This window comes from Leifsonia sp. NPDC102414, assembly GCF_044765685.1.
Classification (GTDB): domain Bacteria; phylum Actinomycetota; class Actinomycetes; order Actinomycetales; family Microbacteriaceae; genus Leifsonia.
On sequence record NZ_JBIWKN010000001.1, the window covers coordinates 734,805 to 757,909 of the forward strand.

At 69.0% G+C, this 23,105-nt stretch carries 22 protein-coding genes; 12 read left to right on the plus strand and 10 right to left on the minus strand.

The genetic code is table 11. The annotated features are described in order from the left end of the window. Window positions 1-40: 40 nt before the first annotated feature. Window positions 41-592 carry a YceI family protein gene (locus ACIRCZ_RS03450; RefSeq protein ID WP_055893531.1) on the plus strand — a complete coding sequence of 184 codons (552 nt, stop codon included), beginning with the start codon at window positions 41-43 and terminating at the stop codon, window positions 590-592. A 78-nt stretch (window positions 593-670) separates the two neighbouring features. On the opposite strand, the gene ACIRCZ_RS03455 is transcribed toward ACIRCZ_RS03450, so the two are convergent. The 4 genes from ACIRCZ_RS03455 to ACIRCZ_RS03470 are packed head-to-tail and all read right to left on the minus strand — an operon-like array spanning window position 671 to window position 4,704. Then, a complete protein-coding gene (locus tag ACIRCZ_RS03455; RefSeq protein ID WP_402849668.1) occupies window positions 671-1,348 on the minus strand; it encodes a TMEM175 family protein in 678 nt (225 codons plus the stop codon). 28 nt (window positions 1,349-1,376) lie between these two features. Then, window positions 1,377-2,465 carry an aromatic acid exporter family protein gene (locus ACIRCZ_RS03460; protein ID WP_402849671.1) on the minus strand — a complete coding sequence of 363 codons (1,089 nt, stop codon included), beginning with the start codon at window positions 2,463-2,465 and terminating at the stop codon, window positions 1,377-1,379. An 18-nt stretch (window positions 2,466-2,483) separates the two neighbouring features. Continuing rightward, complete coding sequence (locus ACIRCZ_RS03465; protein WP_402849674.1) at window positions 2,484-3,587, minus strand: winged helix DNA-binding domain-containing protein; 1,104 nt, start codon at window positions 3,585-3,587, stop codon at window positions 2,484-2,486. Between the two features lie 49 nt (window positions 3,588-3,636). Continuing rightward, on the minus strand, window positions 3,637-4,704 hold the full coding sequence (locus ACIRCZ_RS03470) for an App1 family protein (protein WP_055893541.1): 1,068 nt from the start codon (window positions 4,702-4,704) through the stop codon (window positions 3,637-3,639). Between the two features lie 203 nt (window positions 4,705-4,907). Here ACIRCZ_RS03470 and ACIRCZ_RS03475 point away from each other — a divergent pair, with 203 nt between their 5' ends. Next, entirely contained in the window at window positions 4,908-5,567 is a 660-nt protein-coding gene (locus ACIRCZ_RS03475; RefSeq protein ID WP_055893544.1) for a TetR/AcrR family transcriptional regulator, read from the plus strand. 23 nt (window positions 5,568-5,590) lie between these two features. Here the strand turns inward: ACIRCZ_RS03475 and ACIRCZ_RS03480 are convergent, their stop codons facing one another. Continuing rightward, window positions 5,591-6,016, minus strand: a complete 426-nt coding sequence (locus ACIRCZ_RS03480; RefSeq protein ID WP_402849679.1) for a VOC family protein — start codon at window positions 6,014-6,016, stop codon at window positions 5,591-5,593. Window positions 6,017-6,206: 190 nt separating this feature from the next. Between ACIRCZ_RS03480 and ACIRCZ_RS03485 the strand changes: the two genes are divergently transcribed. Genes ACIRCZ_RS03485 through ACIRCZ_RS03500 form a run of 4 tightly spaced genes read left to right on the plus strand, consistent with a single transcriptional unit; the run spans window position 6,207 to window position 9,526 of the window. Then, entirely contained in the window at window positions 6,207-7,109 is a 903-nt protein-coding gene (locus ACIRCZ_RS03485) for an ABC transporter ATP-binding protein (RefSeq protein ID WP_055893551.1), read from the plus strand. Then, window positions 7,106-7,792, plus strand: a complete 687-nt coding sequence (locus ACIRCZ_RS03490; RefSeq protein ID WP_402849682.1) for an ABC transporter permease — start codon at window positions 7,106-7,108, stop codon at window positions 7,790-7,792. Before ACIRCZ_RS03485 ends, ACIRCZ_RS03490 begins: the two co-directional genes overlap by 4 nt. Further along, window positions 7,789-8,538, plus strand: coding sequence for an ABC transporter permease (locus ACIRCZ_RS03495; RefSeq protein WP_055893556.1), 750 nt, complete (start codon window positions 7,789-7,791; stop codon window positions 8,536-8,538). Before ACIRCZ_RS03490 ends, ACIRCZ_RS03495 begins: the two co-directional genes overlap by 4 nt. A 58-nt stretch (window positions 8,539-8,596) precedes the next feature. After that, window positions 8,597-9,526, plus strand: coding sequence for an ABC transporter substrate-binding protein (locus tag ACIRCZ_RS03500; protein ID WP_055893559.1), 930 nt, complete (start codon window positions 8,597-8,599; stop codon window positions 9,524-9,526). Between the two features lie 19 nt (window positions 9,527-9,545). Here the strand turns inward: ACIRCZ_RS03500 and ACIRCZ_RS03505 are convergent, their stop codons facing one another. The 4 genes from ACIRCZ_RS03505 to ACIRCZ_RS03520 are packed head-to-tail and all read right to left on the minus strand — an operon-like array spanning window position 9,546 to window position 12,205. After that, window positions 9,546-10,223 (minus strand): DedA family protein, encoded by a 678-nt coding sequence (locus tag ACIRCZ_RS03505; protein ID WP_402849686.1) that lies wholly within the window; start codon window positions 10,221-10,223, stop codon window positions 9,546-9,548. Next, window positions 10,220-10,843, minus strand: a complete 624-nt coding sequence (locus ACIRCZ_RS03510; RefSeq protein WP_402849689.1) for a TetR/AcrR family transcriptional regulator — start codon at window positions 10,841-10,843, stop codon at window positions 10,220-10,222. The genes ACIRCZ_RS03505 and ACIRCZ_RS03510 overlap by 4 nt, the downstream gene beginning before the upstream one ends. 41 nt (window positions 10,844-10,884) lie before the next feature. Further along, window positions 10,885-11,829, minus strand: coding sequence for a M56 family metallopeptidase (locus ACIRCZ_RS03515; RefSeq protein WP_055893569.1), 945 nt, complete (start codon window positions 11,827-11,829; stop codon window positions 10,885-10,887). Window positions 11,830-11,836: 7 nt separating this feature from the next. Then, window positions 11,837-12,205: a BlaI/MecI/CopY family transcriptional regulator gene (locus ACIRCZ_RS03520; protein WP_055893572.1), complete on the minus strand. Its 369-nt coding sequence runs from the start codon at window positions 12,203-12,205 to the stop codon at window positions 11,837-11,839. 96 nt (window positions 12,206-12,301) lie between these two features. Here ACIRCZ_RS03520 and ACIRCZ_RS03525 point away from each other — a divergent pair, with 96 nt between their 5' ends. The 4 genes from ACIRCZ_RS03525 (at window position 12,302) to cydC (ending at window position 18,125) form a co-directional block, all read left to right on the plus strand. After that, window positions 12,302-13,714 carry a cytochrome ubiquinol oxidase subunit I gene (locus tag ACIRCZ_RS03525; protein WP_402849695.1) on the plus strand — a complete coding sequence of 471 codons (1,413 nt, stop codon included), beginning with the start codon at window positions 12,302-12,304 and terminating at the stop codon, window positions 13,712-13,714. Between the two features lie 9 nt (window positions 13,715-13,723). Then, complete coding sequence (gene cydB, locus ACIRCZ_RS03530) at window positions 13,724-14,758, plus strand: cytochrome d ubiquinol oxidase subunit II (protein WP_055893578.1); 1,035 nt, start codon at window positions 13,724-13,726, stop codon at window positions 14,756-14,758. A 3-nt stretch (window positions 14,759-14,761) separates the two neighbouring features. Next, window positions 14,762-16,396, plus strand: coding sequence for a thiol reductant ABC exporter subunit CydD (gene cydD / locus ACIRCZ_RS03535; RefSeq protein ID WP_402849698.1), 1,635 nt, complete (start codon window positions 14,762-14,764; stop codon window positions 16,394-16,396). Window positions 16,397-16,475: 79 nt separating this feature from the next. Next, window positions 16,476-18,125 (plus strand): thiol reductant ABC exporter subunit CydC, encoded by a 1,650-nt coding sequence (gene cydC / locus ACIRCZ_RS03540; RefSeq protein ID WP_402851643.1) that lies wholly within the window; start codon window positions 16,476-16,478, stop codon window positions 18,123-18,125. 33 nt (window positions 18,126-18,158) lie between these two features. Here cydC and ACIRCZ_RS03545 read toward each other — a convergent pair whose 3' ends face one another. Next, window positions 18,159-18,944, minus strand: coding sequence for an aminotransferase class IV (locus tag ACIRCZ_RS03545; protein ID WP_402849700.1), 786 nt, complete (start codon window positions 18,942-18,944; stop codon window positions 18,159-18,161). 17 nt (window positions 18,945-18,961) lie between these two features. On the opposite strand from ACIRCZ_RS03545, the gene pabB reads away from it, so the two are divergent. Then, window positions 18,962-20,416 carry an aminodeoxychorismate synthase component I gene (gene pabB / locus ACIRCZ_RS03550; protein WP_402849703.1) on the plus strand — a complete coding sequence of 485 codons (1,455 nt, stop codon included), beginning with the start codon at window positions 18,962-18,964 and terminating at the stop codon, window positions 20,414-20,416. A gap of 89 nt (window positions 20,417-20,505) precedes the next feature. After that, window positions 20,506-23,094 (plus strand): leucine--tRNA ligase, encoded by a 2,589-nt coding sequence (gene leuS, locus ACIRCZ_RS03555; RefSeq protein WP_402849706.1) that lies wholly within the window; start codon window positions 20,506-20,508, stop codon window positions 23,092-23,094. Window positions 23,095-23,105: the final 11 nt, after the last annotated feature.

Genomic DNA, 23,105 nt, shown 5'->3' on the forward strand with positions numbered 1-23,105 from the left:
GCGCGGAGCGCCGCGAACCATACTTCAAGGAGATCACCGAATGACCATCGACATCCCCGGCTACAAAGCAGGCACCTGGACCATCGACCCGGCGCACTCCGAGGTCGGCTTCAGCATCCGCCACCTCATGATCAGCAAGGTGAAGGGCGTCTTCGAGAACTTCGACGCCACCTTCGTCACCGCAGAGAACCCGCTCGAGTCGACCGTGACCGCGAAGGCGGACGTCGCGTCGGTCAACACCAAGGACAAGAACCGCGACGCGCACCTGCGCACCGGCGACTTCTTCCTCGCCGACGAGTTCCCGACCATCGACTTCGTCTCCACGGGCGTCCGCCACGAGGGCGGCGACTTCCTCGTCGATGGCGACCTCACGATCAAGGGCGTGACCAAGCCGGTCACCTTCGAGTTCGACTTCGGCGGCTTCGGCCAGGACCCGTACGGCAACTACAAGGCCGGTGCGACCGCGAAGACGACGATCAACCGCGAGGACTTCGGCCTCACGTACAACGCGGCCCTCGAGACCGGCGGCGTGCTCCTCGGCGAGCAGGTCACCATCACGCTCGAGCTGCAGGCGGTTCTCGCCAACGCGTAAGCGGCACGAACACCAGGCAGGGACTCCGCGCGAGCGGGGTCCCTGTTCTCGTTGACCGGCGCCCGCGCGACGCGCCGCTCAGTGGTGTCGCTTGCGCACGCCAGGCGGCCGCGGCGCCCTGAGCCGGTCGAAGACCGGGTTCAGGAACTGCACCAGGAACGCCAGCGACCCGAACCACGGCGCGAGCACGACGGTCAACGCCGCGAGCCCGAGCGCGACCAGCGTGCCCGCCTTGGTCGAGCGGACGCCGGCAGGGGAGAGGCCGGCCACCAGATCGCGCTTGGGTGAGGTCAGGTAGAACCAGTGCACCGTGGTGATGCCGATCACGAACAGGAAGTTGAGCGGCAGCAGCAGGCGAGCGGGGAGGAAGTCGTTGTACTCGCTGATCAGGCTCGTGGTGAACGGGATCAGCACCACGCCGAGGAGCCGGAGCGTGTTGAGCAGCGTCGCGCGCGCATCCACCCTGACCACGTACTCGAACTGCCAGACGTGGATGCGCCACAGCGTCGCCAGCAGCAGGAAGCTGATGACGAGGCTGAGGAAGCCGAACGACTGATCGCCGAGCGCGGCCCAGAGCTGCGAATTCGTGTGGACGTCGCCGAGCTTGGTGACGTCGAGGTCGAGGACCAGGAGCGTCGCCGCGATGGCGAACACGCCGTCGGTGAACGCTTCGAGTCGTCTGGTCGACACCGGCGCGCTGTCGGTGTCGTCGACCCCTGAGGCGGATCCTGACGGGGAGCTGCTGTCGGCGGACATGCGGCCATGCTACGGCCAGCAGGCCCGATCAGGCGCTCTCCTCCCCGGTGATCTCGTCGTGCACGCGGCGCAGGTCCTCCATCAGAGAGCCGATCAGCACCCAGTGGCGCGGGTCAGGCGTCGAGATGACGAGCGGCGCCGTCAGCACCGGGAGCCCAGCGGTATCCGTGGTCGGCTCGGCGGGCGGCGCATCCGGGTCGCGCGCGAGCAGACGCAGATCGTGCGCTGAACGGCGCAGCTCCTCCGCGATTGCCTGCAGCGTCGGCTCTCCGGCGAGCGTGTCGTCGTAGTGGTCGCGGAATGCGCGCGTCATGCCGAGCGCTCTGGTGATGATCGGACGGAACCGGGCGAACAGCTCGGCGTCGTGGTCGAGGGCGACGCGGTGCCTGCCCTGCCGGGGGTTGAGGGTCAGGCTCTCCTCAGCCTGGACCAGCGCCGCGTCCGCTTTCTTCTCCATCGGGCGCAGCAGCCTGGCCTCGATGAGCAGCGCGTTGAGCTGCGCTGCGGTCTGCGGCGTGGTGATCGCCGTCGCCAGTCGGTCGAGGGTGGCCGCGAGCTCGTTGCCGAGAGCGAGGACCGCCTTGTGCGCAGGCTCGCGTTGCACGGGAGGCACGATCGCGATGTTGATGATCACACCGATGACGGCGCCGATGATCGTCTCCACGATGCGCGCGAACGCGTACTCCGGGTTGGATGCGCCGACCGCGAGCACGAGCATCGCGGTGATCGGCACCTGGTTCGCCGTTCCCGGCGTCAGCTTGAGCGCCCAGGCGAGCAGGATCGAGATGACGACGGCGACGAGCACGATCCAGCTGTTCGTGCCGAAGGCGAGACCGATGCCGTAGGCGATGAGCACGCCGACGATCACCCCGATGCTGCGCTCGATCGCCCGGCCGACGGACTGATTGACGCTCGGCTGCACCACGAGCAGGGCGGCGATGGTCGCGAACACCGGAAGCTCGCCAGGCAGCAGCAGGCTCGCCAGCACCCAGGCGAGGATCATGGCGACCGCGGTCTTCGCCACCTGCAGGAAGGGAACCCTGCTCGTCGTCCTGATGTTGGCGGGAAGGCTGATGTTGGCAGGAAGGCGGAGCTTGGCGGGAAATCGTGGAGCCACGGTCCAAGGCTACCGGCGTCAGTCCTCGGCGGTCACCGCAGCGGGCAGTCCGAGGAAACGGCCGTACGCCGTCGCTGCCCGGCGCACCCCCGTCTTCTCCGCCGCCGTGAGCCGCGCGAACGGCAGCGGCTCGACCGTCACCGCCGACGACGTGGATGCGCGTCTCCAGGTGCCGACGACGCGCCCCGCCGAGACGAGGATCGGCGCGAACACGCCGTTCTTGCCCGGCACGACCACGGTGAAGTGCTCGTCGTCGATGACGGGCGTGCGATCCTGGTAGCCGAGCAGGTACTCGTCGAACGCCGGCAGGAGGTCGACTCCCTTCCTGGCTGCAGGAGTGCCGGCCTCCGCGTCCGCCTGCTCCGCCGTCGCAAGGTACTCCACGCCGTCCACCTCCAGCGTGCTGATCCTGTCGCCGAGCACGGCGACGGCCGTCTTCGCTCCTGCCACGGTGCCCTTGGTCCACCAGACGAAGTCCTTGAGCGTCGCCGGCCCGTGACCGGTCAGGTAGCGCAGCAGGAATTCGCCGAGCGCCTCGTCCGGCTCCAGCTCGCGCCGCTCTGGGGCCCACTCGTCCAGCAGCACGAGCGACTGCTGCGTCTTGTGCGTCGGTCCCCAGCACAGCAGGCCGTTCTGGGCGAAGAAGTAGATCAGGTGGTATCCGCGCTGCCCGGCCGTCGCGATGCCGTTGGCCTCCCACAGCGCCATCAGCTCTGCCCTGCCGATGCTGCGGCCACCGGACAGCGCTTCCGTGACGACGTCGCGCGCACGCGTGAAGTCTTCGGATTCCAGTTCGAGCTGGCGATGCCGCAGCGTGAGTCCGGCGATCATCCTCGTGGTCGTGACCCCGAGCATCCAGCGCAGGTCGGCGGGCGGCGCGAAGTGGAGGGTTCCGCGCATCGGCCAGGAGCGGACGATGCTGCCGTCGTCGAGGGCCGCGAGCACGTCGTCGCGGGTGCTGCCGGCGCTGCGGGCGCCGAGCGCCCAGCAGGCTGCACCGAAGTCCTGCGCCTGCACCGCCAGCATCCGCTGGACGACGGCCACGGGGGTCGGAGCCGACCGATCGTCGAGGAGCTGGGCGCTTCTGCGCATCCGGAGCAGGTCGGCGCGGCGTGCTGGCATGGGTCCAGTATCCCGGCCGGTACCGACATCCGGGGAACGGCGGGCAGAGCTAGTGCAGCAGCCCGAGCTCGTTGAGCTGCTCGCTGAGGCTCGCTCCGTCCGGCGCGTACACCCACGGCGCCCCGCTCAGCTCGGTGTGCTTCGAGGCCTTGGAACGGCCTCCGGCGAGCACGGCCTCGCTGTTCGAGAGCTGCCGGATCGCCACAGCGGACACGCTCTCGGGATGCTCGACGGTGAACTCCCCGTAGAGCGTCTCGTCGTGCTGGCCGTCGTCGCCGATCAGCAGCCACTTGAGACCGGGGAACTCGTCGGCGAGGCGCTCCAGGCTGATCCGTTTGTGGTCGCGGCCACTGCGGAACCAGCGGTCGTGCGTCGGGCCCCAGTCGGTCAGCAGCAGCGGGCCGGCGGGGAAGAGGTTGCGGGAGAGGAACCTGGTAAGCGTCGGCGCGACGTTCCACGCGCCCGTCGAGAGGTAGATCACCGGGGTGCCGGGATGGGTCGCGGCGAGACGTTCCAGCAGCACGGCCATCCCTGGCGTGGCGACCCGCGCGTGCTCGTCGAGGACGAACGTGTTCCAGGCGGCGAGCAGCGGCCGGGGGAGCGCGGTCACCATGACGGTGTCGTCCACGTCTGAGATGATTCCGAAGGTGGCCTTCGGGTCGACGATGAACACCGGGGACTCGAAGACGCGCGTCGACTCGTGCGTGAACATCCGGACGGTGTGCCAGCCCGGCGTGAGCTGCACCGGGATGACCGTGTCGATCACGCCGCCGCGGTCGGGCATCACCGTGTGCCTGTCGCCCTCGATCTCGATCGTGACCGGCGTATCGGCGACGGGCACGCTGGTGAACGACCGCCAGCCGCGGATGCTCTCCTCGCGTTTGCGGTGTTTCCGCTCCGCCCTGCTGCCCGGCTTCGGCTCCTTGGCGAGCACGACCCTGCCCAGGATGCGGGCCCAGGTCGGCGCGCCGTAGCCGGTGTACGGCAGAACGGTCGCCAGGTAACCGCGCTTGCGGGCTCGGCGCGCGCGGAACTCGTGGAACGCATCCTCGATGCGCGCCGCGCGATGCATGATGGGCTCGACGCTCGCGCCGCGTTTGTCAGGGGTGGCGGGCATATCTGTCTAGTTTCGCATGGACGCTGAGCACCTGTGTGTGCATCCCCCAGATCTGGGGTCGCATCCTGCGGCGAGTCGGAGCGAATTCCCCGGCATAAATGAGGTTTCCCCGAATATGATCCGAGTATCACGGTCGTGGGGACCGTGGGGCTGGGGACCCGACAGACGTATTGTTGAGCTGCAGGAAAGAAGGAGTAGCCCTCGTGCCCATCAACGACCTCGTGGCCGGTCAGAACACATCCGGAGCACCGCTGGTGCGAACCGAACCGATCCAGGAGCGGAGCGCAGCGCGCATCGACGCCCTGCTCGACGCTGCGGCGGAGGTGGTGGATGAGATCGGGTTCGACCGGCTCACCACCGCTATGGTCGCCGAGCGGGCCGGAGCGTCCATCGGCACCGTATACCGGTATTTCCCCGACCGCATCGTGCTGCTCCAGGCGCTGCGCGACCGTGCCGTCCTCCGCTACCGCCAAGCCGTCGTGCAGGGCATCAGGGAGCAGGAGCCCGCGCACTGGTGGATCGCGGTGGAGTGCGCGATCGACGCGTTCGTCGGGATGTTCCGCACGGAGGCCGGTTTCCGCATCATCCGGTTCACCGACGCGGAGCGCGCTGGAGCCCCGGAGGACGAGCCGACGGCGGACGAGGACTTCTTCGCGCACCGGTTCGCCGAGATCCTCTCCGACGAGTTCGGTCTCCCGGCCGGAGACGAGCTGACCTTCCACCTCGAAGTGGTGGTGGAGATGATGGACTCGCTGATCAACCGGGCGTTCGTGCTCGACCAGGCGGGCGACGAACGCTTCATCGCCGAGGCCAGGGTCGTTGCCCGCGAATACCTCGAGAAGCGGTACGGCGGCGACGCCTGAGCCGCTGAGGCTGGTGAGGCCGGTCAGGACGCGCGGCGCCTGACCAGGCAGAACGGGTGCCCGACGGGATCCCGGTACACCCGGAAGCTGTCGCGCACGCCCGCTGGGGACGCCGGATCGGGCAGCCCCGTCTTCCGGGCGCCGAGCGCGATGGCGTGCGCCTCAGCCTGCTCCAGATCGTCGACCCCGAAATCGAGGTGCGACTGTTGCGGCACGGTCGCGTCCGGCCAGGTGGGCGCCCGGTAGTCCGGCTCGCGCTGGAACGCGATGCCGTTCGCGCCGACGGCGGGGCGCGTCTCCGCCCACTCGTCTTCCGCCTCGGTCTCGACGACAGGCCATCCGAGCATCCCGGCGTAGAAGCGTGCAAGCTCCGCGGGATGCGGTGCGTCGAGCACCACGACATCGAACCCGATGCCCCCGAACCTGGGAATGTCGGTGGCTGGTGGCATGTTGCCATCCGATGCGTCCTCCATACCGAAGAGAGTATTCAGAGCCACCGACACGGAAAGGGGGTTCGGTGATCCGGACCGCCCGCGCCACAATTCGACGCAATCCTTTGCCAAAGCGAGCCAATCGTGTTTGGGTGAAAGGACAGGCCTGTGTCGATCCGATGCCCACTTCGAGGAATGAGCCGCACCAATGATCGAGTTCCGCTCGGTAACGAAGCAGTTCCCCGACGGCACGGTCGCTGTCGAGGACTTCTCGCTCGTCATCCCGTCGCGTGAGATCACGGTGCTCGTCGGATCCTCCGGCAGCGGCAAGACCACGATCCTGCGGATGATCAACAGGATGGTCGACCCGACCAGCGGCACCGTCGAGATCGACGGAGAAGACGTGATGTCGCTCAAGCCGGTGCAGCTGCGCCGCAGCATCGGCTACGTCATGCAGAACTCCGGCCTGCTGCCGCATCGCAAAGTCGTCGACAACATCGCCACCGTGCCCCTGCTCCGCGGAGAGAAGAAGCGGGACGCGCGGGAGCATGCCCTCGAACTGATGGACACGGTCGGCCTGGAGCGCTCGCTCGCCGACAAGTACCCCAGCCAGCTCTCCGGTGGCCAGCAGCAGCGCGTCGGCGTCGCACGCGGGCTCGCCGTGAACCCGAACATCCTGCTGATGGACGAGCCGTTCGGCGCGGTCGACCCGATCGTGCGCGACGAGCTCCAGAACGAGCTGCTGCATCTGCAGCGCGAGCTCGACAAGACCGTGGTGTTCGTGACGCACGACATCGACGAGGCGTTCCGGCTCGGCACCCAGGTGGTCATCTTCCGCAAGGGCGGGATCGTCGCGCAGAAGGGCACGCCGAGCGAGATCCTGTCCAACCCGGCCGACGAGTTCGTTGCCTCCTTCATCGGGGCCGACCGCGGCAAGCGCGCGCTGCACATCGAACAGACCTCGACCGGCAGCGTCCTCGTCGACAGCGACGGCCGTACGGCCGGCGTGCTCACCCCAGAAGGCAGCATTTCAGAAGGCAGCACCTCAGAAGCAAGGGCCACGACCGCACAGGTCGTGGGTGCTCCGGCGCAGGGTGAGGAAGCGTCGTGAGCTGGCTGTGGTCGAACTTCGGCCTGGTCTGGGACCTCACGGTCGCTCACGTCACGCTGAGCGTCTTCCCGATCGTGATCGGCTTCATCGTCTCGCTGCCGATCGGCTGGGTGGCGAACCGCTACCGGGTGAGCCGCGGCATCCTGCTGACACTGGGTGGCATCCTTTACGCCATCCCGTCGCTACCGCTGTTCGTGGCGATGCCGGCGTTGATCGGCACGCAGATCCTCGACCCGAAGAACGTGGTCTTCGCTCTGAGCCTGTACGCGCTCGCGCTGATGGTGCGCACGACAGCGGATGCCCTCGCCAGCGTTCCAGGTGACGTGATGCAGTCGGCGACCGCCATCGGCTTCAGCACCTGGCGCCGGTTCTGGGCGGTAGAGCTCCCGCTGGCAGGACCGGTGCTGCTCGCCGGACTGCGCGTGGTGTCGGTGAGCACGGTGAGCCTGGTGAGCGTCGGCTCCCTGGTCGGCGTGAGCAACCTGGGCACGATGTTCGTGCAGGGCCTGAACCAGTACAACAACGCAGAGGTGGTCACCGGCATCGTCGGCATCATCATCATCGCCCTGATCTTCGACCTCGCCCTCGTGCTGCTCGGGCGGCTCCTGATGCCGTGGACGAGGCTCGGCACGAACAAGCGCGTGACCCGCAGGGCCGCGCTGAAGGCGGTGACCGGCGCATGACCGACATCCTCGCGGCGTTCGCCTGGGTCTTCGATCCCACCAATTGGGCCGGGCCGGGCGGCATTCCGGTGCGGCTGGGGGAGCACGTCTGGTACTCCCTGCTCACGCTCATCCTGGCCGCCGTGATCGCCCTGCCGATCGGCTTCGCGATCGGGCACACCGGGCGGTTCCGTGGACTGGCCGTCGGCATCTCGGGCGCCCTCCGCGCCATCCCGACCCTCGGCCTGGTGGTCTACCTGGCGCTGATCACGCTGAATCTGAGCATCATTCCTCCGCTGATCGCGCTGACGATCCTGGCGATCCCTCCCGTGCTCGCAGGGGCATACTCCGGCCTCGAGTCGGTCGACAGGCGCACCATCGACGCGGCGAGGGCGATGGGGATGACCGAGCTGCAGATCCTGTTCAAGGTCGAGCTTCCGCTGTCCCTGCCGCTGATCATCGGAGGCCTGCGCTCTGCAGCGCTGCAGGTGGTCGCCACCTGGACGGTCGCGGCGATCCTGCCGGTCGGCGGCCTCGGCCGCTACCTGTTCGACGGTCTTGCCGTGCAGAAGTACGACGAGATGCTCGGCGGCTCGATCCTCGTGATCGCGCTGGCGCTCGTCACGGACGGCGTGTTCGCGATCGTGCAACGCCTCGTCGTCCCGCGCGGTGTCGCGGCAGGCAAGGTCCAGGATGTGCGCACAAAGGACCCCTGGCGCCCGTTGGGCCCATCCGTCCCGAACCACCCGCTCGGAACGAGCCTCTGAGCCCCGCCGACGTCCCATTCCCACAGTCCCATAGCACCCACCGAAAGAGAGAAATCACATGTTCGCATCGAAGAGAGGCCGCATCGCGGCCGGCGTCCTCGCGGCGGGAGCCCTCCTGGCTCTCAGCGCGTGCTCGTCCGGCGGCGGAGCGCTCGGCGGCAACACGTCCACGTCGTCGTCCGACAGCGTCACCATCGGCTCCGCCGCGTTCGGGGAGTCGGAGATCCTCATGCAGATCTACGCGCAGGCCCTCGAGGCCAACGGTGTGAAGGTCAGCCTGAAGCCCAGCATCGGCCAGCGCGACGTCTACCTGAAGGCGCTGCAGGACGGCTCGATCGACCTCATCCCCGAGTACTCGGGCAACCTGCTCCAGTTCTACGACAAGTCGGCCACCGCCACCTCGAGCGACGACGTGTACACGGCGCTCGGCAAGGCGCTGCCGTCCGGCTTCGAGGTGCTCGACCAGGCGAAGGCGCAGGACGCCGACTCCTACAACGTCACCAAGGAGTTCTCGGAGAAGTGGGGCGTCAAGAGCCTGTCGGACCTCTCCAAGGTCACCGAGCCGCTGACCGTCGGCGCCAACCCGGAGTTCCAGGAGCGTCCGTACGGCATCCCCGGTCTGAAGAGCGCGTACGGCGTGACCGCCACGCTCAAGCCGATCAGCGACTCGGGCGGCCCGCTGACCGTCGCTGCCCTCAAGAACGGTGACGTGCAGCTCGCCGACATCTACACGACGACGCCCGCGATCAAGGACAACGGCTTCGTCACGCTGGAGGACCCGAAGAGCCTGATCGCCGCGCAGAACATCGTGCCGCTGATCAACTCGAAGAAGGCCAGCTCGACGGTCAAGGACGTGCTGAACAAGGTCTCGGCCGAGCTCACCACGGCCGACCTGATCGACCTGAACGGCGAGAACCAGGGTGCAAGCAAGACCCAGCCGGATGCGCTGGCGAAGGAGTGGCTGGCGAAGCACCCCATCAAGAAGTAGCGCTGAACGACGGCGGGGTCTAGACCTCGTCAGGATGCGGCGGTTCGGGTTCCCGGGCCGCCGCATCCATGTGTTTGGCCTCGCGCTTCTGCAGCACCTTCTTGACGATGTACGCGAGCACGATGAACGCGGCGATGATCGCCACGAACACGTAGCCGGCGCCGTGCAGCTCCTGGGAGAGCTCGCGGTAGCTGCCAGCGGCGGCAGAGCCGACGGACACGTAGGCGAACGCCCAGATCACGCAGGCGGGGGCCGTCCAGGCCATGAAGGTGCGGTAACGCATCGGGCTCATGCCCACGGTGAGCGGGATGAGCGAGTGCAGCACAGGCAGGAAGCGTGACAGGAACACGGCGATGCCGCCGCGTTTGGCGAGGTACGCCTCGGCTCTGTCCCAGTTGTTCTGACCGAGCTTCACGCCGAGCCTGCTCGCCTGGATCTTGGGACCGAAGTAGCGGCCGAGCGCGAAGCCGATGCTCTCCCCGGCGAGGGCGCCGAGGATGACGACGACCACGAGCGCGAAGTACTCGAACGGTCCGGCGACGGCGGTGCTCGCCACGAGCACGATGGTGTCGCCCGGCACGATCAGGCCGATCAGGATGGACGTCTCCAGCAGAATCCCGACGCCGGCGAGCAGCGTGCGCAGGACGGGGTCGACGCTCTGGACGATGTCCAGGATCCAGGTCAGGGCCTCGTTCACGTGGCAGGTCCGCGGCGGATCATCGAGAAGAAGTACTCCAGGGTGGCGGCCATGTCCGCCGTGCCGTCGAGCATCCACTGCACCTGCATCCCGTCGGCCACTGCGATCGCCATGCGAGCGACCTGCAGCGGGTCGAGCGACGGGTCGATGCGGCCGGCCTCCTGCTCGTCGCGCACGTGCTGCTCGATCGCGCCGATCAGCGTCGCATAGCGCCGGACGAAGTAGTCGTGGCCGGGGTGGTCGTCGTCCGCCGCCTCCGCCGAGATGGTCGCGTAGAGCTGCACGAGCCCCGGGACGTCTGCGTTGTGCCGCACGATGTCGACCAGCGTGTCGAAGCCGCGGACGGTTCCGCCATCGGGATGCGCGTGCTCGTCCACCTCGTCGCGCTTGCGGAGGACTTCGGCGAACAGCTCCTCCTTCGACGAGAAGTGATGCAGCAGACCGGCCTGGCTGAGGCCGACCGACGTCGCGATCTCGCGCAGGGATGCGCCGCGGTAGCCCTTCACCGCGAACACCTCGAGCGCTGTCGTCAGGATCTCTTCGCGCTTGGCGATTCCCTTGGCGTACGACCCCTTTTTCGGCCCGGACTTCGATCCGGCACTCGACCCCGCAGTGGACATGGGGAAATGCTACTGTGCGTCGCCTGAGCGAACGCGCAGCGTCAGCTGGTGAGGACCAGGACGGGAGGCACGATCACCAGGGCCGCCGTGATGACGACGATGATCAGCCGGAGCGCCGGCCCGACCGTCGGCTGCTCGGTGACGAGCCGCGTCTCGCGGGCCGCGATCGCGTGCCGGCGCTGCTCAGGGGTGCGCCTGTCCTTGGGAGCTCCGAGCACTGCTCCGGCCGTTCCGGTGTCGTCGACGACGCGGATGGCGTCGGCGAGCACCAGGTCGCCGGAGGTCTGCCGCGCGGCGTCGTCCGCGAGCATCTCGATCAGCAGGGCGACCGCATCCTGTGCCCTCGTCGCGATCGGGAACCAGGGGAGCGCACGCTTCCAGGAGCGGAACGCGTCGAGCAGGAGGTGATGCTTCTGGCGCAGGTGGGCGTGCTCGTGGGCGATCACCGCATCCAGCTGCTCCGGGGTGAGCAGGGCGATCATCCCCTCGGAGAGCACCGTGACGCTCTTCGCCCCCGGCAGGCAGTATGCGGCGGGCGCCGGGTGGTCGATGATGCGGGTGCTCGGGGTGTCCGGCAGCGGTTCACTGAGCAGACTGAGCAGTTCTCGGTGCCGGTGACGCTGCCGTCTGCTGCGCTCGGAGGTGAGCGCCAGGTTGAGCAGCAGGTGAATGGTGAGCAGGACGGCGGCGCTCAGCGCGAACGTGTTGAGCAGTGAAGCGTCGGAGGGAAGCGGCCCGGCGAACACCGTGGATGCCGCGCCTCCGACGCGCGACCAGAGATCGTCGCCGAACGGCTGCAGTCCGAACAGCAGCAGCGAGCCGATCATCGAGATGCCACCGGCGAGAGCGATGGACTGCCAGAGCGCGAGGGCGAGCACGGGGGCGGAGGCAGGCCACTTCGCGCGCGCGAGGAGCAGTGGAACCGGCCACGCCAGCACGAGGGCGAGCACGCCGAGCAGGAGCGCGACGTCGTTGACGGGGGTCACTGTCCGGCTACGGGGTGCGCGCGTCGAGGAGGCGGCGAAGGGTCTCCGCCTCCGACTCGTCGACGGAGCCGATGAAGTATGCGAGCGCGGCGCTGCGGTCGCTGGAGGATTCGAGTACTTCGCGCATCAGGTCGGCGACGTGGCCGGCGCGGGAGACGGCGGCGGAGTAGAGGTGCGGACGGGCATCCCTGTCGCGTTCGGCGAAGCCCTTCTGCTCGAGACGGGAGAGCACGGTGAGCACGGTGGTGAGCGCCGGAGTCTTGCCGTCGGTGCGGGAAGCCGCTAGCTTGTCGCGTAATTCATTGGCGGAGATCGGGGCTCCGCTGTTCCACAGAGCGTCCATGATCGCTCGTTCGAGTTCTCCGAGATTCGCCACGGATCAAGCGTACCGCGGTGTGGCTGAGAATGTTCTACACTTTGTAGAAGTTGAGTTCTACAGAGCGTAGAAATCACTGGGAAGGTGGAACACACCGTGCACGAACTTCTGGATCCCCTGCTGCTGTCGCGGTGGCAGTTCGGGCTGACGACGATCTATCACTTCCTGTTCGTCCCGCTGACCATCGGCCTGGTGACGTCCGTCGCGATCTTCCAGACGGCCTGGTACCGCACCGGGAAGGTGCACTACCTGCAGCTCACCCACTTCTTCGGCAAGCTCTTCCTGATCAACTTCGCGATGGGCGTCGTCACCGGCATCGTGCAGGAGTTCCAGTTCGGGATGAACTGGTCCAACTACTCCCGCTTCGTCGGCGATGTGTTCGGCGCACCGCTCGCCCTCGAGGGCCTGCTCGCGTTCTTCCTGGAAGCGACGTTCATCGGCCTGTGGATCTTCGGCTGGGACAAGCTCCCGCGTGGCCTGCACCTGGCGACCATCTGGGTCACCGCGGTCGGCAGCATCCTCTCGGCCTACTTCATCATCGCGGCCAACGCGTTCATGCAGAACCCGGTCGGCTACAAGCTCAACGAGGCGAAGGGACGCGCGGAGCTGACGGACATCGGCGCCGTGCTCACCAACAAGGTCGCCCTCGCCGCCTTCCCGCACACGATCTTCGCCTGCTTCATGGTGTCGGCCGGCCTCATCATCACGGTCGCGGCGTGGCATCTGTCTCGCAACCAGCACCTCGACACGATGCGCCCAGCGCTCAAGTTCGGTCTCTGGGTGATGGTCGGCGCCGGTGCGCTCACCGTGCTGAGCGGCGACCAGCTCGGACTCGCGATGGTCGAGACGCAGCCGATGAAGATGGCGGCCGCCGAGGCGTTGTACAAGACGTCGACGGGCGCGGACGCGTCGTTCTCGATCTTCACCCTCGGCACACCGGACGGCGTGCACGAACTGTTCTCGATCCGCGTCCCGTATCTGCTGTCTTTCCTGTCGACGCACACCCTGAACGGCACCGTCGAGGGCATCAACGACCTGCAGGCGCAGTACGTGCAGCTGTACGGCCCGGGCGACTACACGCCGACCATCTGGGTCACGTACTGGGCGTTCCGCTGGATGATCGGGCTTGGGATGCTGCACGTGCTCGTCGCCGTCGTCGGGCTCTGGCTCACCCGCAAAGGCAGGATGCCGACGAACCGGTGGGTCTGGAAGGCCGCGATCTGGGCGTTCCCGCTGTCGATGCTCGCGATGATCGTCGGCTGGGTCTTCACCGAGATGGGCAGGCAACCCTGGATCGTGTTCAGCCTGATGAAGACGGAGGACGGCGTGTCGCCAGGGGTCACCGGCCTCACGGTGCTGATCTCGCTGATCGCCTTCACCGCCGTGTACGGCGCCCTCGCCGTCGTCGAGTTCTCCCTGATGAAGCGCGCGGCCCAGAAGGGGCCAGCGCCTGCAGACGAGCACGTGGACGAAGACGGCAAGCATGTCCCTGTCACGACGGTCTACTAGGAGGCTCTGATGGATCTCGCAATTCTCTGGTTCGGCATCGTCGCGTTCTTCTTCGTCGGCTACTTCGTGCTCGACGGCTTCGACTTCGGGGTGGGCATGGCGATCCCGTTCCTCAGCAAGGACGACGTCGACCGCCGCGTGATGATCAACACCATCGGCCCGGTCTGGGATCTCAACGAGACCTGGGTGATCGTCGGCGGCGCCGCCCTGTTCGCGGCGTTCCCCGAGTGGTACGCCACCCTGTTCAGCGGCTTCTACCTGGCGCTGCTCCTCATCCTGCTGGCGCTGATCGTGCGCGGCGTCTCGTTCGAGTACCGGCACCAGCGGCCGGACTCGCGCTGGAAGAAGTGGTTCGACGGGATGATCTTCGTCGGCTCGTTCCTCCCCGCACTGCTGTGGGGTGTCGCCTTCGCGAACATCGTGCAGGGCGTCGCACTGGATGCACACTACGACTACACCGGAACCCTCTTCGACCTGCTGAACCCGTATGCGCTGCTCGGCGGCGTGACGACGCTGCTGCTGTTCTTCACGCACGGCGTGGTGTTCATCTCGCTGAAGACGGACGGAGAGATCCGGGCGCGCGCCAGGAAGCTCGCTGCGCGCTCGGGACTTCTGGCGATCGTCGTCGCGGCGACGTTCCTGCTGTGGACGGCCATCGCGCACTTCTCGGTGGTGTTCCTGATCCTGGCCGTGCTCGCCGCTGTCGCGCTCATCGCATCCTGGGTCGCCAACCTGCGCGGGGCGGAGGGCTGGTCGTTCGCGTTCATGGCCGTCACCATTGCGCTTGCCGTGGTGTCGCTGTTCGCCGCGCTGTTCCCGAACGTGATGCCGTCGTCGCCGAACCCGGAGAACAGCCTGACGATCGCCAACGCGTCGAGCTCGGAGACGACGCTGACCGTGATGACCTGGGTCGCGGCGATCTTCCTGCCGCTGATCCTCCTCTACCAGGGGTTCACGTACTGGATCTTCCGCAAGCGTGTGACGCGGGCGAGCATCCCTGCCGACCCGCCTGCCGAGCCTCCCGTGCTCGTCGAGGTCGGCTGACCCGTGCGTCCCCTCGATCCCCGGCTGCTTCGCTACGCGGCGGCGGCGCGCCTCACCCTCGTGGCGGGCGGCGTGCTCGCCGTGGCGCGGACGGCGTGCATCGTGCTGTCCTCCTGGCTGGTGACGCAGCTGGTGGTTCGCGCCATCGCGGGGGAGCCGCTCGGCTCGCTCGGCGGGCTGCTCTGGATGCTCGTGCTCGTCGTCCTCGTCCGCGGCGGGGTCGGCTGGCTCACGGAGTCGGTCGCCGCGCGCGGGGGAGCGACGGTGGTCGGCCAACTGCGGAGCGCGCTCGTCGCGGCCATCGGGCGGCTCGGCCCGGCGTGGCTGCGGTCCAGGAGTACGACGGAGGTCACCGTGACGACGGGCCGCGGCCTCGACGCGCTCGACGGCTACTTCACCAGCTACCTCCCGCAGCTGATCGCCACGGCGATCGCCACGCCCATCCTGGTGGTCGCGATCTTCTGGCAGGACCCGACCAGCGGCATCATCGTGCTCGTCACGCTGCCGCTCATCCCGGTGTTCATGATGCTGGTCGGCTGGGCGACGCAGGCGGCGCAGGCCAGGCAGTGGTCGGCGCTGTCCCGGTTGTCGCGCGGCTTCCTCGACGTGGTCGACGGTCTGTCGACCCTCAAGCTGTTCGGTCGTCAGCACCGTCAGGAGGCGCGCATCCGGTCGGTGAGCGAGGACTACCGCGTGCACACCATGAAGGTGCTGCGCATGTCGTTCCTGTCCGGCTTCGTGCTGGAGCTCGCCGCGAGCCTGTCCGTCGCGCTCGTCGCGGTGGCGATCGGGCTGCGGCTGCTGAACGGCCAGCTGGACCTGTCGGTCGGCCTGTTCGTGCTGCTGCTCGCTCCGGAGGCGTTCCTCCCGCTTCGGAACGTCGGGGCGAGCTTCCACGCGGCCACGGAGGGCATCGAGGCGGCGCAGGCGGCGTTCGCGATCCTGGACGAGGACAGGTCGGCGCGGGATGCGGTCGCGGCGCACGCCACGGCGACGACCTTGGACGGCGGCCTGGCGTTCGACGACGTGACGATCGCCTACGACGACCGCGAGGTCGTGCGCGGATTCTCCGCGACCGTCCCGCCCGGGACGTTCGCCGTGCTGACCGCGCCGAGCGGGAGCGGCAAGTCGTCGCTGCTCGGCGCCGTGCTCGGCTTCGTGCCGTTCGCCGGGTCCATCGCAGCAGGAGGTGCAGCGGATGCGGACGGTCGCCGCTCCGCCGTCGCCTGGGCAGGGCAGACGCCCGGCCTGATCGCGGGAACGGTGGGGTCGAACGTGGCGCTCGGGGACGCGCATCCGGAGCCGGAGCGGGTGGCGGAGGCGTTGCGCCTCGCTGCTGCGGACGAGGTCGCGCAGGAGACGCTGCTGGGCGTCGGAGGAGCAGGACTGTCCGGTGGGCAGGCGCAGCGGGTGGCCGTTGCGCGGGCGCTGTACCGGATGCGCGCATCCGGGGCCGCTGTGCTGCTGCTCGACGAGCCGACCTCGGCCCTCGACGCGACGGCGGAGGCGCGGCTGCTCACCACGCTGCGGGCGGTCGCCGCCGATGGCGTCGCCGTGCTCGTGGTGAGCCACAGGGAACAGGTGGCCGACGCCGCCGATGTGGTGCTGAGGATGGAGGTGGGCAGTCGTGTCGAGTGAGCTGCTGGAGACCGTCGCAGCTCAGGGGGACGGCGCCGGGCGTGCGGGCGTCCACCGCGCGTCGCCCGGCTCCCGTCGCGTGCTTCGACTGGCGCTTCCCCCGGTTCGGCGGCTGTGGGCGGCGATCGCGTTCGGCGTGCTGAGCGGCGGGAGCGCCGTCGCGCTGCTGGCATCGTCGGCCTGGCTGATCGCGCGGGCGGCGGAGCAGCCGGCCCTGATGTACATCTCGCTCGCCGTGGTCGGGGTGCGGGCGTTCGCGCTCGGGCGCGCGTTCTTCCGCTATCTGGAGCGGCTGTCCGGCCACGATGCAGCCTTCCGGCAGCTTCCCGAGGTGCGGACCGAGCTCTACACGCGGCTGGTGCCGCTCGCACCGGACGGTCTGGGCGGCACCCGCCGCGGCGACCTGCTGTCGCGGCTCGCGAACGACGTCGACGAACTGCAGAACTACCCGCTGCGGGTGGTGCAGCCGCTCGTCACCTCCGGCCTGATCGCGCTGCTCACCGTAGTCGGCGCCTTCCTGCTGCTGCCGGGGGCCGCGATCGGGCTCCTCGTCGCCCTCCTGCTCGCGTTCGTGGCGGGCACGCTCGTGAACACCTGGGCGTCCGGCCGGGCCGAACGGCGGCTGTCGCCGCTGCGGGCGGACCTCAGCGACGCGGTCACCGACCTGGTGCGCAGCCTCGACGTGCTGACCGCGTTCGGCGCGCTCGACGCTGCGCAGCAGAGGGTGGACGAGGCGAGCGCGCGGCTCACCGCCGCCGTGCGGTCACGGGCGGTCGGTGTCGCGCTGACCGGCGCTGTGGTCTCTGTGCTGGCAGGGGCGGCCACCGCGATCGCCCTGGCCGCCGGCATCCCCGCTCTTGACGCAGGCCAGCTCGACGGGCCTGGACTCGCGGTCGCCGCGCTGCTGCCGCTCTCCGTCTTCGAGGTGTTCGGAACGGTGCCGCTCGCCCTCGGCGCGTGGCGCCAGGTGGTCGCCAGCGCGGAGCGGATCTCGACGACGGCCACGGATGAGCTGCCCGCCGGGATCCCGGTGGACCCCGCATCGCCTCGGCAACTCGTCGTGCGTTCGGTGCCCGAACTGGAACTGCGCGGGCTGAGCGCGCGCTGGCCAGGCGCATCCCGTGCGGTGCTGTCGGATGTGGCCGTGCGCATCGAACCGGGAGAGCGCGTGCTGCTCACCGGTCCGACCGGTGCTGGCAAGACGGCGGTCGCGCACGTGCTCACCCGCCTGGTCGACTACACCGGCAGCTACACCATCGACGGGATCGAGGCTGCGACCGTCAGACAGGACGATGTGCGCCGCATCGTCGGCCTGTGCGAACAGCAGCCGTACCTGTTCGACGCCGACCTCCGTCAGAACCTGCTCTTCGCGAAGGACACGGCGACGGACGACGAGCTCCTCGCGGTGCTGGAGCGCGTCGGCCTCGGCGACTGGACGGCGGAGCGCGGCGGCCTCGACGCTGCCGTTGGCGAGCGCGGCGCGCTCGTCTCGGGAGGGCAGGCCCAGCGGATCGCACTCGCACGCGCGCTGCTGGCCGACTTCCCTGTGCTCGTGGTCGACGAACCCACGGCGAACGTCGACGGCGCCGTGGCAGACCGCGTCGTGCGGGACATCCTCACGACGGCCGCGCAGGACGGCCGGAGCGTGCTGGTGATCTCGCACACGCGTGTGCCCGACGAGCTGATCGACCGGAGCGTCCGGCTGGAGGACGGGAGGGCCGTGGCCTAGAGCGTCGGCGTCGGCGTCGGCGCGGCCAGAGCGTCAGATCGGTCGCGCCAACGCCGCGAGTCGCGACCGCCACGCCGCCGTTCGCGCAGCGTCCTGCGCCACTCGAGGCCCGTCCAGCCAGGCCGTCACCGCGCGGATGCCGTGCAGGGCGTTCACGGCCCACACCACCGCCCCATCCAGCTCGGCGGGCGTCACAGCCTCTTCGTCCACCGGGATGCGCATCGCCGCAGCCACCCCGCGCACCGTCCGCGCCGCGACGCTGTCGACCTTCGCGAAGGTCAGCGGGGGAGTCGCGAGGGTGTCGCCGCGCCACCAGAGCAGCGCGGTGGTCGTGCCGTCGGAGATGAGGCCGTTGTCGAGGATCACGGCTTCGTCCGCTCCGGCCCGCTGCGCCCGCTCGCGGAGAACGCCGAGCCGCTCGATGTCCGGGCCCTTGATGTCGGGCACGCGGCGATGATCATCGTCCGCGGTCGCGAGGACGACGGATTCGGTCAGCGCAGGCGCGGTGCGGAGGCGGAATCGCAGGAGGTGCGCATCCCGGATCGTCGCGAGTTCGAACCGCGGAAACCAGGAGCCGGAGCGCGGGATGGCTGCCACGGCCGCGTCCCAGAAGCTCTCGGCGGCGGTGCGGTCGCGGAAACCCTGCTCGCGCACCGAGTCGAGGAAGCGCTCGCGGTGCAGGCCGAGGGCGAGAACCGTGCCGTCCGCGACGAGGAACGAGTCTGCGACGTCCAGGGTGTGGCCGGGCGCCGCCCCGTCGCGCTCACCGCCGACGAGTTCGCCGTCCCGCCAGTCGAAAAGGGTGGTCCGCGCATCCATTCGCCTAGGCTAATGCAGTGCCAACCCGTCTTCGTGTGCAGCAGTTCGACGGGCGACCGGACGTTGCCGACGCCTTCGTCGCGCTGTTCGCCGACGCTCCGGACGCGGTGTGGCTGGATGCGGGACCGGACGCAGAGGACGGCAGGAGCATCATCGCCACCGGCACGGTCGTGGCCGCATCGTCTCTGGCCGACGGCAGCGTGCGCGTGAGTGACGGCGACACCAGCACGCAGAGGCAGGGCACGATGCTCGCGTTCCTGCGCGCCGACCTCGCAGCGCGCGAGCGTATCGCCGCTCGCACCCCCGAGCCGTCGTTCGCGCTCGGCTGGGTGGGCTGGCTGGGCTACGAGTCAGGGGCAGAGGCGCTCGGATTGCCGGTGTCGATCGATGACGGACCGGCGGCGGCGATGCTGTTCGCCGACCGCGCGGTGGTCTTCGACCACGGGGCAGGGACGGTCGAGCTGCTGGTGCTCGATGGCGAATCCGCTCCCTCGTCTGCCGACGCGGCCGACGCCTGGCTCGCCGCCACTGCAGCCCGCCTCCACGCCGCGGACGGAGCAGCTGCGGCCTACGTTGCCGCGCATCCCCTGCCCGCAGCCGCTCCCGCCACCTGGCGACACGACGACGACGCGTACCTCGCGATGATCCGCTCCTGCCAGGAGTCCATCCGCGCGGGCGACGCGTACCAGCTCTGCCTCACCAACCGTGCAGACGCCGCCTCCGCCGCCGACCCGCTCGCCGTCCACCTGCGCCTGCGCGCGGCGAGCCCTGCGCACCACGCCGGATTCCTCCGCATCGCGGGCACAACGCTGGTGAGCTCGTCGCCCGAGCAGTTCCTCGCCGTCACCGCCTCCGGCAGCATCCGCAGCAAGCCGATCAAGGGCACGCGCCCGCGCGGCGCGACGGTCTCCGCCGACCTCGCGCTCCGCGCCGAGCTGGAGGCCAGCGAGAAGGAGCGCGCGGAGAACGTGATGATCGTCGACCTGATGCGCAACGACATCGGACGAGTGAGCGAGGTCGGCTCCGTCGGGGTGCGGCACCTGCTCGCCGTCGAGAGCTACGCCCAGGTGCACCAGCTCGTCAGCACGGTCGAGGGCCGCCTGCGCGACGGGCTCGGCGCCGTCGACGCGATCGAAGCGTGCTTCCCTGCCGGGTCGATGACCGGTGCGCCGAAGCTCAGCGCCATGCGCATCCTGTCCGGGCTCGAACGCGGGCCGCGCGGCGTGTACTCGGGATGCTTCGGCTACCTCGGGCTCGACGGCGCCGCCGACCTCGCCATGGTCATCCGCAGCATCGTCTACCGCGACGGCGGGGTCGCCATCGGCGCGGGCGGAGGGATCACCGCGCTGTCCGTCCCGGAGGAGGAGCTGGAGGAGGTCCGCATCAAAGCGAGGGCGCTGTTCGCCGCCGCAGGGCTGTTCGCAGCGGGCGCACAGGAGCAGGGGAACGGATCGCAGCACGGCAACGTTTAGTAGTGTGGATGTTCGGGCGGACGCCGCCCGGAGACTTCCCGACCGCATCCACTCGATTCGCGGTCAGCACCTTCAAGAATGAGAGTCACGTGGCACACGAGCACGATTCAGCGAACGCGCCGGCCGAGGGCGCGCACTACGACTTCGCCGCCATCCAGGACAAGTGGCTTCCGGTCTGGGACGACCTGAAGCCGTTCGCCACGGACGACCCGACGGACACCCGTCCGCGCAAGTACGTGCTCGACATGTTCCCGTACCCGTCCGGCGACCTGCACATGGGGCATGCCGAGGCGTATGCGCTCGGCGACGTCATCGCACGCTACTGGCGTCAGCAGGGCTTCAACGTGCTGCACCCCATCGGCTGGGACTCGTTCGGCCTGCCGGCGGAGAACGCGGCGATCAAGCGCGGCCTCGACCCGAACGGGTGGACCAACGACAACATCGCGCAGCAGAAGGCCAGCATGCGCCGCTACGCGCCCAGCTTCGACTGGGACCGCGTGCTGCAGACCAGCGACCCCGCGTACTACCGCTGGAACCAGTGGCTGTTCCTGAAGCTGTACGAAAAGGGCCTGGCGTACCGCAAGGCATCCCAGGTCAACTGGTGCCCGTTCGACCAGACCGTGCTGGCCAACGAGCAGGTCGTCGGCGGCCGCTGCGAGCGCTGCGACAACCTGGTCACCAAGAAGAAGCTCACCCAGTGGTACTTCCGCATCACCGACTACGCCGACCGCCTGCTGGACGACCTGAACCAGCTCGAGGGCGCCTGGCCGTCCAAGGTGCTGTCGATGCAGCGCAACTGGATCGGCCGTTCGACCGGCGCGGACGTCCAGTTCGCGATCGAGGGGCGCGACGAGCCGGTGACCGTCTACACCACGCGCCCTGACACGCTGTACGGCGCGACCTTCATGGTCGTCGCCCCGGACTCCGACCTGGCGGCAGAGCTGGTCCAGGATGCACGCCCAGAGGTCGCCAAGCGGTTCAACGACTACCTGGATGCGGTGCGCGGCACCACCGAGATGGACCGCCTGAGCACCGAGCGCGAGAAGACCGGCGTGTTCCTGGAGCGCCACGCGATCAACCCGCTGACCGGCGAGAAACTGCCGATCTGGGCAGCCGACTACGTGCTGGCCGACTACGGTCACGGCGCGATCATGGCCGTGCCTGCGCACGACCAGCGCGACCTGGACTTCGCCCGTGCGTTCGACCTGCCCGTGCGCGTCGTGGTCGACACCAACCAGCCGGTCACCGGCGCCATCCCCGTCATCCACACGGACCCGGAGACGGGCGAGCCGATCCTGCCGGACGACCTGCCGCTGCAGAACCCATCCGAGACGGGCGTCGCCCTCACCGGAGAAGGCCGCCTGATCAACTCCGGCCCGTTCGACGGACTGAGCAAGTCCAACGCGATCCGTCGCGTCACGGAGGCGCTGCAGGCGAGCGCGCTCGGCACGCCTGCCAAGAACTTCCGGCTGCGCGACTGGCTGATCTCCCGCCAGCGCTACTGGGGCACTCCCATCCCGATCATCCACTGCGAGACCTGCGGAGAGGTGCCGGTTCCCGAGGCGGACCTGCCCGTGCTGCTGCCTCCGGCCGAGGGCCTGGACCTGCAGCCGAAGGGCACCAGCCCGCTTGGCGCAGCATCGGAGTGGGTCAACGTGGCGTGCCCGAACTGCGGTGCTCCTGCGAAGCGGGACACCGACACGATGGACACCTTCGTCGACAGCTCCTGGTACTTCCTGCGCTTCCTGTCCGCCCGCGACGACACGCAGGCGTTCGACCCGGCAGAGGCCGAGAAGTGGGCGCCTGTCGACCAGTACGTCGGCGGCGTGACCCACGCCATCCTGCACCTGCTGTACTCCCGGTTCATCACGAAGGTGCTGTTCGACCAGGGCTACCTGAGCTTCACCGAGCCGTTCACGGCCCTGCTGAACCAGGGCATGGTGCTGATGGACGGCTCCGCGATGAGCAAGTCCCGCGGCAACCTGGTGAAGCTGTCCGACCAGCTCGACGAGCACGGCGTGGACGCTGTGCGCCTCACCATGTCGTTCGCCGGGCCGCCGGAGGACGACATCGACTGGGCGGACGTCTCCCCGTCAGGGAGCGCCAAGTTCCTCGCCCGCGCCTGGCGTGTGGCGCACGACGTGACCAGCACTCCGGATGCGGTCTGGAAGAACGGCGACACGGCCCTGCGCCGCGTCACCCACCGCTTCCTCGCCGACGCCCCCGGACTGGTCGAGGCGTTCAAGTTCAACGTGGTCGTCGCACGTCTGATGGAACTGGTGAACGCCACCCGCAAGACCATCGACAGCGGTGCGGGGCCGGCAGACCCCGCGGTGCGCGAGGCGGCCGAGGTCACGGCGATGGCCCTCAACCTGTTCGCGCCGTACGCGGCGGAGGACATGTGGTCGCTGCTCGGCTACGAGCCGGCGGTCGCGCTGGCGCAGTGGCGCAAGCCGGACCCGACGCTGCTGATCGAAGAGTCCGTCACCGCGGTGATCCAGGTCGACGGCAAGGTCCGCGACCGCCTGGAGGTCTCTCCGAAGATCTCGACCGACGAGCTGGAGGCGCTCGGACGCGCGTCGGAGGCGGTCATCCGCTCGGTCGGCGACCGCGAGATCGTGAACGTGATCGTGCGTGCACCTCGCCTGGTGAACATCGCGACGAAGCCGCGCGGCTAGCGAGTCTTCGC

Bases quoted from the DNA above. Each gene is read 5' to 3' on its own strand.
- ACIRCZ_RS03465 (WP_402849674.1), bottom strand. From the start codon at position 3,587: ATGCCAGCACGCCGCGCCGACCTGCTCCGGATGCGCAGAAGCGCCCAG.
- ACIRCZ_RS03500 (WP_055893559.1), top strand. From the start codon at position 8,597: ATGTTCGCATCGAAGAGAGGCCGCATCGCGGCCGGCGTCCTCGCGGCG.
- ACIRCZ_RS03480 (WP_402849679.1), bottom strand. From the start codon at position 6,016: ATGCCACCAGCCACCGACATTCCCAGGTTCGGGGGCATCGGGTTCGAT.
- ACIRCZ_RS03450 (WP_055893531.1), top strand. From the start codon at position 41: ATGACCATCGACATCCCCGGCTACAAAGCAGGCACCTGGACCATCGAC.
- cydB (WP_055893578.1), top strand. From the start codon at position 13,724: ATGGATCTCGCAATTCTCTGGTTCGGCATCGTCGCGTTCTTCTTCGTC.
- ACIRCZ_RS03495 (WP_055893556.1), top strand. From the start codon at position 7,789: ATGACCGACATCCTCGCGGCGTTCGCCTGGGTCTTCGATCCCACCAAT.
- ACIRCZ_RS03545 (WP_402849700.1), bottom strand. From the start codon at position 18,944: ATGGATGCGCGGACCACCCTTTTCGACTGGCGGGACGGCGAACTCGTC.
- ACIRCZ_RS03485 (WP_055893551.1), top strand. From the start codon at position 6,207: ATGATCGAGTTCCGCTCGGTAACGAAGCAGTTCCCCGACGGCACGGTC.
- ACIRCZ_RS03510 (WP_402849689.1), bottom strand. From the start codon at position 10,843: ATGTCCACTGCGGGGTCGAGTGCCGGATCGAAGTCCGGGCCGAAAAAG.
- ACIRCZ_RS03455 (WP_402849668.1), bottom strand. From the start codon at position 1,348: ATGTCCGCCGACAGCAGCTCCCCGTCAGGATCCGCCTCAGGGGTCGAC.
- ACIRCZ_RS03470 (WP_055893541.1), bottom strand. From the start codon at position 4,704: ATGCCCGCCACCCCTGACAAACGCGGCGCGAGCGTCGAGCCCATCATG.